At 72.7% G+C, this 13,261-nt stretch carries 12 protein-coding genes; 5 read left to right on the top strand and 7 right to left on the bottom strand.

From position 1 onward, the window contains the following. Window positions 1-3 precede the first annotated feature (3 nt). Window positions 4-738 (top strand): hydrogen peroxide-dependent heme synthase, encoded by a 735-nt coding sequence (hemQ, locus tag ACZ4LX_RS19765; RefSeq protein WP_148021503.1) that lies wholly within the window; start codon window positions 4-6, stop codon window positions 736-738. A 190-nt stretch (window positions 739-928) separates the two neighbouring features. On the opposite strand, the gene ACZ4LX_RS19770 is transcribed toward hemQ, so the two are convergent. The 3 genes from ACZ4LX_RS19770 to ACZ4LX_RS19780 form a co-directional block, all read right to left on the bottom strand. Then, window positions 929-1,936 (bottom strand): TIGR04222 domain-containing membrane protein, encoded by a 1,008-nt coding sequence (locus ACZ4LX_RS19770; protein ID WP_467646343.1) that lies wholly within the window; start codon window positions 1,934-1,936, stop codon window positions 929-931. Between the two features lie 5 nt (window positions 1,937-1,941). Continuing rightward, entirely contained in the window at window positions 1,942-3,291 is a 1,350-nt protein-coding gene (locus ACZ4LX_RS19775; protein WP_467646347.1) for an MbnB/TglH/ChrH family RiPP precursor modification enzyme, read from the bottom strand. Window positions 3,292-3,472: 181 nt separating this feature from the next. Then, window positions 3,473-4,219 carry a peptidyl-tRNA hydrolase gene (locus tag ACZ4LX_RS19780; protein WP_467646350.1) on the bottom strand — a complete coding sequence of 249 codons (747 nt, stop codon included), beginning with the start codon at window positions 4,217-4,219 and terminating at the stop codon, window positions 3,473-3,475. 71 nt (window positions 4,220-4,290) lie between these two features. On the opposite strand from ACZ4LX_RS19780, the gene ACZ4LX_RS19785 reads away from it, so the two are divergent. From ACZ4LX_RS19785 to ACZ4LX_RS19800, 4 genes are all read left to right on the top strand, one after another. Continuing rightward, window positions 4,291-4,968 (top strand): AIM24 family protein, encoded by a 678-nt coding sequence (locus ACZ4LX_RS19785; protein WP_467646353.1) that lies wholly within the window; start codon window positions 4,291-4,293, stop codon window positions 4,966-4,968. 26 nt (window positions 4,969-4,994) lie between these two features. Continuing rightward, window positions 4,995-5,861 (top strand): ABC transporter ATP-binding protein, encoded by an 867-nt coding sequence (locus tag ACZ4LX_RS19790; RefSeq protein WP_467646356.1) that lies wholly within the window; start codon window positions 4,995-4,997, stop codon window positions 5,859-5,861. Next, window positions 5,858-6,529, top strand: coding sequence for an ABC transporter (locus ACZ4LX_RS19795; protein WP_467646358.1), 672 nt, complete (start codon window positions 5,858-5,860; stop codon window positions 6,527-6,529). Before ACZ4LX_RS19790 ends, ACZ4LX_RS19795 begins: the two co-directional genes overlap by 4 nt. Window positions 6,530-6,708: 179 nt before the next feature. Further along, complete coding sequence (locus tag ACZ4LX_RS19800) at window positions 6,709-6,912, top strand: hypothetical protein (protein WP_467646555.1); 204 nt, start codon at window positions 6,709-6,711, stop codon at window positions 6,910-6,912. Between the two features lie 6 nt (window positions 6,913-6,918). Here the strand turns inward: ACZ4LX_RS19800 and ACZ4LX_RS19805 are convergent, their stop codons facing one another. From ACZ4LX_RS19805 to ACZ4LX_RS19820, 4 genes are all read right to left on the bottom strand, one after another. Continuing rightward, window positions 6,919-7,764: a polysaccharide deacetylase family protein gene (locus ACZ4LX_RS19805; RefSeq protein ID WP_467646559.1), complete on the bottom strand. Its 846-nt coding sequence runs from the start codon at window positions 7,762-7,764 to the stop codon at window positions 6,919-6,921. Window positions 7,765-7,871: 107 nt separating this feature from the next. After that, window positions 7,872-8,720, bottom strand: coding sequence for an NAD-dependent epimerase/dehydratase family protein (locus tag ACZ4LX_RS19810; RefSeq protein WP_467646360.1), 849 nt, complete (start codon window positions 8,718-8,720; stop codon window positions 7,872-7,874). Window positions 8,721-8,729: 9 nt separating this feature from the next. Next, window positions 8,730-10,952 (bottom strand): FAD-dependent oxidoreductase, encoded by a 2,223-nt coding sequence (locus ACZ4LX_RS19815; protein ID WP_467646364.1) that lies wholly within the window; start codon window positions 10,950-10,952, stop codon window positions 8,730-8,732. Between the two features lie 13 nt (window positions 10,953-10,965). Continuing rightward, the gene (locus ACZ4LX_RS19820) at window positions 10,966-13,260 is read right to left on the bottom strand and encodes a hypothetical protein (RefSeq protein WP_467646368.1); all 2,295 of its coding nucleotides are present in this window, start codon (window positions 13,258-13,260) and stop codon (window positions 10,966-10,968) included. Window position 13,261 lies beyond the last annotated feature (1 nt).

The raw sequence follows: 13,261 nt of genomic DNA on the forward strand, positions 1-13,261 counted from the left end.
CGTATGAGTGCTCCTGAGACTGTGACATCAAGCAAGGCCCCCAACGCCGGCAAGAAGGCGAAGGACCTCAACGACGTCGTCCGCTACACACTGTGGTCCGTCTTCAAACTTCGCGACGTGCTGCCCGCGGACACGGACCGCGCGGCGTACTCCGGTGAGGTCCAGGAGCTGTTCGACCAGCTCGCGGCCAAGGACATCACCGTGCGCGGCACCTATGACGTCTCGGGCCTGCGGGCCGACGCCGACGTGATGATCTGGTGGCACGCCGAGACGTCGGACGCGCTGCAGGAGGCGTACAACCTGTTCCGGCGCACCCGGCTGGGCAAGAGCCTCGACCCGGTCTGGTCGAACATGGCGCTGCACCGCCCCGCCGAGTTCAACAAGTCGCACGTCCCGGCGTTCCTCGCCGACGAGACGCCGCGCGACTACATCAGCGTGTACCCGTTCGTGCGCTCGTACGACTGGTACCTGCTGCCCGACGAGGACCGTCGCCGCATGCTCGCCGACCACGGCAAGATGGCCCGCGGTTTCCCCGACGTGCGCGCCAACACCGTCGCCTCCTTCTCCCTCGGCGACTACGAGTGGGTGCTGGCGTTCGAAGCCGATGAGCTGCACCGCATCGTCGACCTCATGCGTCACCTGCGGGCCTCCGAGGCGCGGATGCACGTCCGCGAAGAGGTCCCCTTCTACACCGGCCGGCGCAAGTCGGTCGCAGACCTGGTGGCCGGGCTCGCGTAGCGAGCGGGTTCCGACCACCCCAACCCGGAAGATCAGACAGCGGAATCACCGGCACCCCGTGCCGGCCGCCGTTCCAGCGACACCGGGTTCGGCTCCCGGTGCGGCGCGCTTCGAGCGCGCCGCACCGGTGTCATGTGCGATACGTACGGGCCCGGGGCGCCGGGGAGTCCATGACGCGGGCGGCGAACGCTCAGGAACTGCTGCCGCAGCTGGACCCGCCGCCGCAACTGGACCCGGAACTGCTGCCGCAGCTCGATCCGGAACCGCAGCTCGATCCGGAACCGCAGCTGGATCCCGATCCGCACCCGCCGCCGCCACCGCCTTCGCCTCCGCCGCCGGCGGAGCTGCCACAGCCGCTGTCGCCGGGGCCCGATCCGGCGCACCACACCGCCGGCACGAGCAGCAGCCCCGACGAGTCCGCCGTGTGGTGCGAGGACGCGGACGACCCCGTGGGCCGCATCCGGGCCGCCGTGACCAGATGTGCGCGCAGCACGGGGTCGGGCAGCGCCCTGGGCCCGGCCGTCGCCAGCAGATGGGCGGCGTCCGTCCGCGACATGTGGGCGGTACGGAACGCCGCCGCGGCCCTGCGCCCCGCCTTGGTGATCCGGGCGCGGGCGGTGGCCGCCCGGATGAACCCGATGAGGGTGCCGGCGGCCAGCGCCGGGAACACCAGGAGGACGAACGGGAAGGTGCTCTCGGAGTAGTCGTCCTCCCCGACGAACTGAGAGATGGTCAGTGCGAAGGAGACCGGGAGGCCGAGCAGGCAGACGAGCCCCTGCGTCATGCCCCAGCGGCGCCACTTCCGGTTCGCCCCGGGCACGTTCAGCAGACCGCGCTCGGCCAGCCCGTCACCGACCTCCTGCACGGCGGGGTGGCGCATCACCGCGTTCCGCAGCGTGTGCAGCGCGCCGCTCGGAGCGGCGGCCTGCTCCTGGAGCACGGCCCGCTCCACCGGGTCGTGGGCGACCGGCCGCTGGACCGCGATGATCCCGGGCCCGCCGATGACCAGCCGGCCGTCCTCCAGCATCGCGGCCAGCGCGGTGTCCACCACACGGCCGGGCCCGCCGTTCAGGAACGCCACTTCGGCCAGGTCGTGGACGGGCCCGCCGGGGCTGTGGCGGGCACGGCCCGGCCCCACGATCAGGAGCGTCGAGGAGATCGCCACGGCGAGATACAGGACCAGGGCCAGTGTGTTCATCCCGGTCACCTTCCTGCGAGTACGGAACGGGCCGCCCGGACGAGCCGGGTGGTACGGCGGGGCGGCCTGGAGGCCGCCCGGTCCTGCCACCAGTGCGTCAGCCGGCGGCGCGCCGCGTCGTCCGCAGGGTGGCCCGCGATGAGCAGCCGCTCGGCGAAGTCCAGGGCGTCGCGCCGGTATCCGGCGGACATCGGACGGCTCCTGGCGTACGCGAGGAACGCGTCCCGGTAGTCGCGGCGGCCCAGGATCTCCGGGAGTTCGGGGGCCACCTTCGCGACGACATCGGCGCGCTTGGCGGCCAGGGCACGGCTCTGGACGCCGAGCCGGCGCTGATCGAAACCCTCGGGGGCGGGGGTGCCCGCGACGAGGGCGGAGAGCAGCGAGGTCTGAGCGACCGCGACCCGGTCCCGTACGGCGTCACCGGCGGCGCCGGCCCCGGCGTTCCCGCCGGCCCCACCGTCCCCGTCGGGCCGTGGGACGGCGGCCGGGGGCGCGGGGCGCGGGGCCGCCTTTTGTGCGGGCCGCACACCGCCCCGGTGCGCGTCGAGCGTGGCGCGGACCGCGTCCAGTTCGCCCGCCAGCTCGGCGGCCGGCGGGAAGTCGTCGTCACGCTCCAGCAGCACCCCGGGCGGGTCGACGCGGGAGCACAGCTCGGCGAGGACACCGAGCACCGGAGCGGTGACCGGGTGGGCGTGTGTGTCGTGCCAGACGCCGTCCTTCTCCACGCCGCCCGCCACATGCACGTACGCGATGGCCTCCACCGGCAGCTCGTCGAGGGGCCCGGCCGGGTCCTCGCCCCGGTTGACGTGGTTCGTGTGCAGGTTGGCCACGTCGATGAGCAGCCGCACCCCCGTGCGGTCGACCAGCTCCGCCAGGAACTGCCCCTCGGTCAGCTCCTCGTCCGGCCAGGAGATCAGGGCCGCGATGTTCTCCAGCGCCAGCGGCACCGGCAGCGAGTCCTGCGCCACCCGTACGTTCTCGCACAGCACGTCCAGCGCCGCCCACGTACGCGGGACGGGCAGCAGGTGCCCCGCCTCCAGCACGGGTGACCCGGTGCGCGCGCCGCCCGCCCGGACGAACGCGATGTGCTCGGTCACCAGGGGCGTGCCCAGCAGCGCGGCGCGTGCGGCGAGGCCCGCGAGCCGGCCGGGGTCGGGGCGGTCGGCCCCGCCCAGGCCCAGCGAGACGCCATGCGGCACCACGGTCACGCCGCGCTCCCGCAGCCGTACCAGCGAGGCGGGCAGATGGTCGTCGCAGAGGTTCTCCGCGACCGCCTCCACCCAGTCGATCCCCGGCAGCGCCTCCACCGCATCGGCGATCTCCGGCCGCCAGCCGATCCCCGTCCCCAGCTTCATGGTGTCCCCCTCCTTCGCTCCGTGCAGGGGTCATGACCCCGCGGCGCAGCGGTGAATCCGGGAAGGGAGACGTTCAGAGCTTGACTTGAGGTTCCGGGGCCGGACGGGTGCGCAGCAGCTCAGGGCACCGGAACGTGGGGGCCGTGACGTGAACGACGTGTTCACGCCCGCCGCCCGTCCGTCAGCGGCGCAGCGCCGGATGGTCGGCGACCACCGTGCACGAGCCGGGGGCGATCTCGGTGAACCCCGCGTCCCGCACCACCGGCAGTCCGCTCACCGTGAGCTCCCGCCAGCGGCCCGCGTCCGGAGTGGCGACCGAGAGCGGGAAGCCCGCCTCGCGCCACGCCTTGCGCTCCGTCTCCGACAGCTCCCACCAGGCGAGCTGCGCCCCGTGCCCGGCCTGCGCCATCTCCTTGCCCGCCGACATGCCGAGCTCCGGGTTCAGCCAGAGGACCGGACCGGCGAGGTCGGGCGCGGCAGGCGGTTCGGGGTCGTCCAGGTCCGTTCCCGAGACCTGGAGCTTGGCAAGCTCCTTCGGCCAGCCGTCGAGCGGCACCGGTGGGTAGACCCGCACCTCTGCCGTCTCGCCCGTGACCGTGATCCCGGGCAGTGCGCAGGCCTTGCGCCACTCCGCGCCGCGCGCCCGGCGCACCACCTTCCGGATCCGGGCGTCCTGCCAGTCGCGCATCACCTGCGCCCACTCGCCCTCGCCCACGGACCGCTCGTCGGAGAGCATCACCAGCACCGCCCGCGCGGCCGTGCGCAGCGCGTCGGTGCGGGCCGGGGGGTCCGTCTTCTCGATGTGCACCACCAAAGGCAGTACGTACTGAGGTGCTTCGTCCCGGTCCGTCCGCTCGGAGCGGAAGGGGCTGTCCGCCGGCAGGGCGGCGGGAACGGAAGGGGGTCCGGAGGTGTCGTTGCTGCTCACCCGTCCAGTCTGCCAGGCGCCCCGGAACTCCTTCTTGGCGGAATGAAATCCTCCGGGCGAGGATGCACCGCATGAAGAGCGATCTATTCTCCAGCGAGCACATGGCGCAGCCGGCGACCGCCCCCGGAATGACCCTGCAGAACGCCAAATCCATCAAGTACGCGGTCAACGGCGAGATGCACGCACGCCAGGGATCGATGATCGCCTTCCGTGGCGATCTCCAGTTCGAGCGCAAGGGCCAGGGCCTCGGCGGCATGCTCAAGCGTGCCGTCACCGGCGAGGGCCTGCCGCTGATGGCGGTGCGCGGACAGGGCGAGGCGTGGTTCGCGCACGAGGCGGCCAACTGCTTCATCGTGGAGATGGAGCAGGGTGACGTCCTCACCCTCAACGGCCGCAACGTCCTGTGCTTCGACGCCACGCTCGCGTACGAGATCAAGACCGTGAAGGGTGCCGGAATGACCGGCGGCGGGCTCTTCAACAGCGTCTTCACCGGCTACGGAAAGCTCGGCCTGATGTGCGAGGGGCACCCCATAGTGATCCCTGTCTCGCCCCAGCAGCCGGTCTGCGTCGACACGGACGCGGTCGTCGGCTGGAGCGCGCATCTGAACACCTCGCTGCACCGTTCGCAGAGCGTCGGCTCGATGCTGCGCGGCGGCTCCGGGGAGGCGGTCCAACTGCGTCTGGACGGCGAGGGGTTCGTGATCGTACGGCCCAGCGAGCTCAAGACCGAGAAGGCGTCGTCCAACTGAGTACGGACGCCCTGCGGCTGGACGGGGTGGGCCGGCGGTACGGCCTTGCCGGGCCATGGGTGCTGCGCGGGGTCGACCTCGGTCTGCCCGCCCGCGCCCTCGTCCGCGTCGAAGGGGCCAACGGAACCGGCAAGTCCACCCTGCTCCGGCTTCTCGCCGGGATCGACGCCCCCACCGAGGGCCGGATCACCGGCACCGGGCCGCGCACCGCCTACGTCCCCGAACGTTTCCCGGCGGCCCTGCCGTTCACCGCCGCCGGGTATCTCGTCCACCTCGGCCGGATCCACGGACTGCGCCGGGCCGAGGCCGCCGCACGCGCACAGGAGTGGCTGACCCGCTTCGGGGCCGCGGGCCACGCCCGTACCCCGATGGCGGAGCTCTCCAAGGGCACCAGCCAGAAGGTCGCCGTCGCCCAGGCGCTGCTGGCCGAACCGGAGTTGCTGGTGCTGGACGAGGCCTGGACCGGCCTGGACACCGGTGCCCGGGACGAACTGGACCGGGCCGTGGCGGCGCGGGTCGCCGCCGGATCCACCGTGGTCTTCGTCGACCACGACCCGCGCCGGCTGGCGGGCACCGTCGACACGGTCCTGCGCGTCGAGGGGACCGGGCTGCTGGTGTCCACCGGCCGGCCCGCGGCGACGGCCGGGCCCCGCGTCCGGATCGAGGTGACCGGCCCGCCCGCCACCCCGCTGCCCGACACCCTGCCAGGCGCCCCCGAGCGGACCGCCGCCGAGGACGGAACGCTGTGGCTCACGGTCGCCGCCGCGCACTCCGACGCACTGCTGGGCGCCCTGCTCGCGGCCCGCCCGCCCTGGCACATCGTGCGGCTCTCGGCCCTCCCGGGCGGCCCCGGCACCGCCCGGCTCCCGGCCGCTCCCGGCGAGGCGTCATGACCGCGCTGATCCGCTACCACGCCGCCCTCCTGCTGCGCTCCCAGCGCTGGCTCGCCCCCGTCGTGCTGTACGTGGCCTTCCTCGGCGTCGGCGTCCGTGCGGGGCAGCCCGTACTGGACTCGCTCGGCTTCGCGGCGGCCGCCCTGCTGCCCGTCACCGCCTGGCTGGTCCAGGTCTGCGCCACCCAGGAACCGGCCGCCGCCCGTACCGTCGTCGCCGCGGCGGCGGGCGGGCAGCCGCGGGCCCACCTGGCGGCCCTGTCCACGGCGCTGGGGTGCGCCGGACTGCTGGGTGCGGCCGCCACCACGTTCGTGCTGCTGATCAGCGAACCGGCGAGCACCGACCACACCGTCCGGGTCCCGCCGGCGTCCGCCGCCCTCGCCGGGCTGCTCGCCGCCGCCTGCTGCGTGCTGCTGGGCGCGGCGGTGGGGGCGCTGTGCGCCCGGCCGCTGCTGCACGGGCGCGGCTGGTCGGTCGCCGCGACCGTGACCGGGGCGCTGCTCACCCTGGTGACCAGCGGTTCGCCCGCGAACTCCGCGGTCACCGGACTGGTCACCGGCTCGCGCACCGGGACGGTCCAGGTGCCCGTCGTCCCGTTCCTCGTGGCCGGCGCCGTGGCAGCCGCCGCCGGCGCGCTCGCCTGCCGGCTCACCTCGGTACGCGGCTGAGTACGGGAGGGGCGTGACCGCGTCGTCAGGCCCCGTTGGACTGCGCGGACCCTCTCACCATGTCCGGGCCGCGTCCGACGCCGGTCCACGGACGAAGAGTTAGGCTCGTCCGCATGAACGAGCCGGCGAAGGAACGCGCGAACAAGCCGTACGAGGGGCCGTGCGAGGCGCCGGACGGCGTGGCGTGCCACGACTCGCGCAACGGGTCGGGCGGGGGCTCGTACGGTGAAGCGCCGGTCGCTCCCGCGCTCGCCGCGGGCCCCCCGTACGCCGAGTGCGTGCTGTGCCGGAAGCCGACCGAGTACGCGCAGTCGGTCAAGGGCATCACGCTCTGTCCGGTCTGTGCGTGGCAGGAGGCGGAGCGCACCGCCTGCTCGGGCTGAGACGCCTCAGCCGGCCATCAGCTCCGACACCTTCACGAAGCGGTATCCGCGCTTCCGCAGTTCCGGCACCACCTGTTCCACCGCCTCGTCGGTGACCGGAGCCGCGCTGCGGGTGCAGTGCATGACGACCAGCGACCCGGGCTCCACCCCGTCCAGCACCTGCTCCGCCACCGCGTCCGCGTCCGTCGCGAACGCGTCGCCGCTGACGACGTCCCACTGCACCGCCGTCACCTTCTCCGGCGCGAGCGCGCGCAGCGAGGCGTCGTCGTAGCAGCCGCCGGGGAAGCGGAAGTACGGCACCACATGGCGGGCTCCGGCCTTCCTGATCGCCCCGAAGGCCCGCTCCACCTCCCCGCGCATCGCGTCCTTCTCCACGGTCGGCAGTCCGTAGCAGGGCGAGGTGAAGGCGTAGTGGCTGTAGGAGTGGTTGGCGATCTCGAAGAGCGGGTCCGTGCCGATGGACCGGACCTGGGCGGGATACTCCTCGGCCCACCGGCCGGTCATGAAGACGGTCGCCGGTACCTTCAGCCGGCGCAGCAGCGCGATCAGCTCCGGATTGTCGAAGTGCTCACCCGCCGCCGCGCGTGGCCCCTCGTCGGCCGTCATATCGGCGTCGAAGGTGAGCGCCACGACCTTGTCCGTACGGTTCGGGCCGTGTTCGAGGACGGGGGTCAGGCCGCGGGGCCCCGGCGCCAGGACCGGCGGTTTCTCCGCGGCCGGGGATGCGGTGGCGTGGGCGTGGGCCGGGGTGTGCGCGGCGGACGGGACACGGGCGGCGGCAGGGCCGGGGGAGTCCCCGGAGCTCCCGCAGCCGACGACGGCAGCTCCGAGCACCGTGCCCAGAGCTGCCAGCACCGCAATTTTCCGTACAGAAGTGATCACTATCGGAAGCTAACCGATCAATCGGTGAGGTTCCGTCTGCGGCACTCCTCTCCCGGGAAGCCCCTCCCGGAGTTCACTCAGGCGTCGAGCAGATGCTCGGCCGTGAAGCCGAACAGCCGCTCGGCAACCGTGGTGTCCACCGGTGCGGTGCGTCCGGGCAGCGGACACAGCAGCCGGGTCGTCGGGTGGTAGCGGCGCATCAGCTCCTCCGTGGGGAACGGCACGAGCGTCTCGGCTGCGCACACATGGACGGAGTGCGCGCCCGGACCCGGGACGCCGAGAGCCAGCAGGGCGGCCCGCGCCGCGTCCCGCACCTCCAGATACGTCCACAGGTCCCGGGCCCCCAGCTCCGGCCGCTCGGTGAGCCGCGCCGCGTGCGCGCGCAGCCGCTCGTCGAACCCGCCGACGAACGGATAGCGCAGACAGACCACGCTCATCCCGTGCCGCCGCGCCATCGTCGCGGCCGTCAGCTCGTCGACCTGTTTGGACAGCCCGTACGCGTCGGCCACCTGCGACGGCAGCGACGCGTCGACCGGCACATAGGCGGGGTGCGGGGCGGGATCCGCCGTCCATGGCAGGCCCGTGACCCCCCAGGAACTGGCGACCGAGGCCTGCCGCACCCCGGCCAGCCCCGCCTCCTCCAGGACGGTGAACGTGGCGAGGGTGTTGACGGCGAAGAGCTGCTGCGCGGGGGTGCGCTCCGGCGTGGGGATCGCCGCCAGATGAATCACCCCGTCCACCCCGTCCAGCGCCGCCCGCACGGCCGTCGTGTCGGAGGCGTCCCCGGCGACGACCAGCCGGGCGGTCAGATCGCCCGGATCCTCCAGGACGAGAGCGTTCGCCTCGACGGAACGTTCGGCCAGCAGGGCGAGGACCGCCCGGCCGATCCGCCCGGCCGCCCCGGTGACCAGGACTCGTGTGACCACCTGCTGCTCCTATGCGTAGGCGCGTACGGCGACGACACGCGCCGACGCCGCCCCGTTGGTTGCCTCGACGACGATCCTCACCGCTGCCGCGGTGACCGGCCCGTCCAGGGTGTGCACCCGGCGGCGGCGCCGGTTGTCCGACGTCCGCGCGACGACCTGCCAGGTGCCGTCCGGCCGGCGCGCCTCGACCCGGTAGTCGCGCAGCAGGCTGGGGAGCGTGTCGAACGGGGTCCTGTGGTGGTGCAGATTGATCAGGTCCTCGTTGACGTCGTCGTCGGCGAGCACCTCGATCCTCGACAGGGTGACCGGCCGCGGCCACGACAGCCGCAGCCATTCCTCCCCGCCCTCCCGCAGCGGCTCGGATACCCACATGTGCGGTCCCGCGTACGGGCGGGCGTACCCGTCCACGGCCTTGTCCGGGGAGTACGCCGCGTTCGCTCCCGTACGCAGGCAGAACGTGCGGCGCAGCAGTCCCGCGTCGGTCCACTCCCGCAGCGGCTGCGGCGACTCGTCCTGCGGGCGCAGCGGTACGCGGGTGAGGCCCAGCACCCCCGGGGCCGGCTCGGGGGCGGTGTACAGGGCGAGGTCCTCGCAGGCCCGTACGACGACGAACGCGTTGCGGGAACTCTTCGGCGACCAGCGCAGCCCCGTGCGCACCCACTGTTCCGGTCCGGCGGCGACCGGGACGGTGGCGGAGGCGACGAGGCGGCGCGGGACGTAGTTCTGTCCGAGCTCGGGGTCGTACAGCTCGACCACGAGTTCGGTGTCCCGGGTGGCGTCGACCAGGAGGTCGAGTGCGGTGAGCTCCGGATCGACGGGAAGCACGAGACCGGCGTCGGCGGTCAGCGGCCACCGCTCGCCGGGGACCGTCGCGTCCGGCCCGGCCAGGGCCGACGAGGCCGTGGCCACGGCGGTCAGCGCCAGATCGTCCGGGTCCGAGGAGCCCAGACCGATCACCGAGGCGTCCTCACGCAGCAGGGTCCGCTGCAGCTCGGCGGCGTCCAGCGCACGCGGTGCGAAGCCGCCCTCGGCGCACAGGGCGGCGGCCGTGCCCGCGGCCTGGCCGAGGGTGGCGCAGGTCGCCATGACCCGGGTCGAGCCGAAGGCGACATGGCTGGCGGAGATGTCGCGCCCGGCGAACAGCAGATTCGTCGTGTTCACCGAATAGAGGCTGCGGTACGGGATGTGGTAGATCCCGTCCGCGTACCGCTGCCTGGCCCCGTCCTCGGTGGCGTACACCCCCTTCGGCGGGTGCAGGTCGATGGACCAGCCGCCGAACGCCACCCGGTCGGCGAACTCGGTCTGGCCGAGGATGTCGTTCTGGTGGAGGACGTAGTCGCCGAGGAAGCGCCGGTACTCGCGCTTGCCCGGCACCGAACCCACCCATTCCAGCGTCATGCCGGCGGCGTCGAACTCACCGGAGTTCTTGATGTGGTCCCAGATGCCGTGGATGACCGCCCACAGTTCGTCGCGGATGCGCTCGTTGTCGTGCACCGTGTCGAGTTCGCCGCCGAACTCGATCCACCAGTACGCGCAGCCGTTGTCCCCGGACCTGATGATGCGGCGCTGCGGAATGGTGGTCTCCGCGATGTTCCGGGCGAAGTCGGGTGCGACGAACTTGACCGGGTGCCCCGCGTCCTTGGTGTAGAAGAGCAGCGTCGAGCCGAGCGTGAGGGAGTCGGCCGTCTCCGGGGCCCAGGGCTCGTCGTACTCGGCCCGGGACTCCCGCCCGACGCGGTGCCGGGCACCGGCGAGGTGGCCGATGAGCCCGTCTCCCGAACAGTCCAGGAACATCTCGCTCTCGAAGCGGATCCGCCGCTCGGACCCCATCATCCAGCCGGTGACGGCGGTGATGTGCCGGGCGTCCTCGGGGCCCTCGGCGTCCACCTCGCGCACATCGGTGTTGAGGTAGAGCGTGATGCCCGGCTCGGCGCGGACCGCGTCCAGCACCACGGCGTCCCAGTAGTACGGGTTGCCGTCGGGATTGCGGAACTGGTTCTCGACGAACAGCTCGCCCATGATGCCGCCCTCGCGGGCGAAGTGATTCCTTCCGTGCCCGGTCGCCCCGCACACCCAGACGCGGACCTCACTGCTCGAATTGCCTCCGAGGACGGGCCTGTTGTTGATCAGGGCGACGGTGCGGCCCAGCCGGGCGGCGGCGATGGCCGCGCATACCCCGGCCAGGCCGCCGCCGACGACGGTGATGTCGTGACGTGCGGTTTCGTTCCTCATGGCCCGGAGGCTCCTACTTCCAGTCGGGGTTGGCGGCGAGGCCGTAGTAGATGCGCGGGGCGCCGTCGAGGGTGAGCGTGACCTTGCCGCCGGCGGCGGTGAGCGTGCTCTCCTGGCCGATGCAGTTCAGTACGGTCACCGTGCCCGCGACCGCCCCGGAGTGGGCGACGACATCGGTCCGCGTCGTCCAGGTGTCGGTCCAGGGTTCCGGCGAGGCGTACCAGGAGCCTTCTCCGTGGTCGGCGTTGAGGACGTAGCCGTCCTTGCGGCTCCACAGGACCGAGACGGGTCCGCGGTCCGGCGTGCTGAAGAGGAGCCCCTTGACGTCGGGGTCCGCGAAGACGAGCGGACGGACGTAGGAGGCCCGGTCCAGGACACGGGCGGCGGTCGCGTACGCGAGCAGCGAGGGCTTGGCGCTGGTGTCACGGTTCATCAGGCCGGTGTGGTACTCGACGTTGGCGGGGTCCGCCGACTGGGGATGGCTGATGACCGAGTCGTGCAGCTGGTACCAGTTGACGCCCCGTACCCCCTCGGACTTGGCCAGGGCGAGCGAGAGCAGCACGTTCTCGGCGGCGTGCCGGTAGGTGTCGTGCCACCAGGAGTTGGGCTTGGTGGGGGCGTACGCCTCGCTGAGCCAGAGCTCCTTGTCACCGCCGTAGGTGTCGACGATCTCCCGAGCCTTGCGCACCGCCCCGAGGAAGTTCCAGTACGAGCCGGTCGTTCCCAGGGTCCAGTCCTCCACCGGCGGCGCGTAGTCGGCGGTGAAGTTGCCCCGGCCCGGGTGGATGGCGAAGGCGTCGATGAGGTCCCAGCCGCCGGCGGCGCGGAAGTTCTCGGTCCAGATGTGGTCCATGCCGCCGAGACCCGCGTTCATGACCTTCATCGTCGAGCCGGCGGCGGCCAGCCGGTCGGTGACCTGGCGCAGTCCGTCCCTGACGTACACATCGGCGCCCCGCCCCGACATCCAGGGCGTGTTGACCTCGTTGGCGACCTCGAAGTACGGGGCGCCCGAGTCGATCGCCTTGGCGACGTTGGTGTCCGCCCAGGCGGCGATCTGCTCGGCGGTGCCGCCGAGGGGGATGCTGCTGAGCTCGACGTTGTGCCCGATGCCGTGGGCGTCGAGGGTCGCGATGTCGATGCCGGGCGCTCCGGCGTAGGCGTTGCGGATCCGCTTGACGCCTATCGTCTTCATCAGCCCGAGAACCGCGTCCTGGCTCGGCTTGAGCAGCCAAGGGTAGTTGGCGAGGCCGAACATCGACTCGTCGCCCGCCCGGTACGCGAAGTCCGGCAGGACCGTGAGGTTGGTGCGGGCCAGTGCCGTGTCGCTCCCCGAGACCGCCTCCACCTCGGTGAAGACGATGCCCTGGGAGGGGGAGGTGATCGGGAAGGACGCGTCCCACGCCGTTCCGGCGGCCACCGTACGGGAGAGGGTGCCGCCGGCGATCCGGGTGCCGGAGAAGTCGCGCGCCCACCAGTTCATGGTCACGCTCCGGTCGGAGCCCGCCCCGTTGACCACCTGGGCCCTGAGCGTCATGGTCTGCCCGGCGGCCTTGTACAGGTTGAAGGGCTGGTCGGTCCAGACCTCCACGCCCAGCGGCCGGCCGGTCGCGAGGGCACCCGCACCGCGCGGCCGCATGCCGCCGAACACGATGTCGGCCTCGGTGACGGCGCTGGTCGTGCCGGTCGAGGTGCCCGGGGCGTGCACCCAGGTGGCGTTGGTGTAGGCCGGGGTGGTGGAGGAGACGCACACGAACGCGGTGGCGTCCGGCCACGACTCGGTGTAGACGGCGCCCGCGTTCACCTCGTACGGGATGCCGCCCCGGGCGTCCTTCTCCCAGGCGGTCAGTGCCTCGTACGACTCCGTCGCGCCGCTGCCCTGCGCGGCGCGGGCGAACAGGAAACCGGTCGGCGTCAGCGTGGTGGAGCCGCTGACCTCCCACTTCAGATGCGCCTTGTGCGCGGTGACGTCGAAGGTGCCGGTCACGGTGACGCCGGGGGCGCCGCCGCCCAGGATGTACCGGATCCGCAGCGCGGGGCGCCCGTCGGCCAGCGTGATCTGGGACGGGGTACCGCCGAAGGTGCGCTGCTGACCCAGCACACTGTCCTTGATCATGAAGTGGGTGAGCACCAGACGGTCGGTGCCGGCGGCGTCCTTGAGTAGCACACTCCCGTCGCTGCGGCCGACGAGCGTGATGCCCTCGGCGGTGAGGGTGACGGGGTCCGCGGCGTACGCGGCCCCCGCCGGGATGAGGGCCGCGCCCGCGGCGACGGCTGTGCCCTGGAGGAACCTGCGGCGTGCGACTGACATG

It is taken from the genome of Streptomyces sp. NPDC026062, from assembly GCF_055568375.1.

Bases quoted from the DNA above. Each gene is read 5' to 3' on its own strand.
- hemQ (WP_148021503.1), top strand. From the start codon at position 4: ATGAGTGCTCCTGAGACTGTGACATCAAGCAAGGCCCCCAACGCCGGC.
- ACZ4LX_RS19785 (WP_467646353.1), top strand. From the start codon at position 4,291: ATGAAGAGCGATCTATTCTCCAGCGAGCACATGGCGCAGCCGGCGACC.
- ACZ4LX_RS19775 (WP_467646347.1), bottom strand. From the start codon at position 3,291: ATGAAGCTGGGGACGGGGATCGGCTGGCGGCCGGAGATCGCCGATGCG.
- ACZ4LX_RS19795 (WP_467646358.1), top strand. From the start codon at position 5,858: ATGACCGCGCTGATCCGCTACCACGCCGCCCTCCTGCTGCGCTCCCAG.
- ACZ4LX_RS19770 (WP_467646343.1), bottom strand. From the start codon at position 1,936: ATGAACACACTGGCCCTGGTCCTGTATCTCGCCGTGGCGATCTCCTCG.
- ACZ4LX_RS19815 (WP_467646364.1), bottom strand. From the start codon at position 10,952: ATGAGGAACGAAACCGCACGTCACGACATCACCGTCGTCGGCGGCGGC.
- ACZ4LX_RS19820 (WP_467646368.1), bottom strand. From the start codon at position 13,260: ATGTCAGTCGCACGCCGCAGGTTCCTCCAGGGCACAGCCGTCGCCGCG.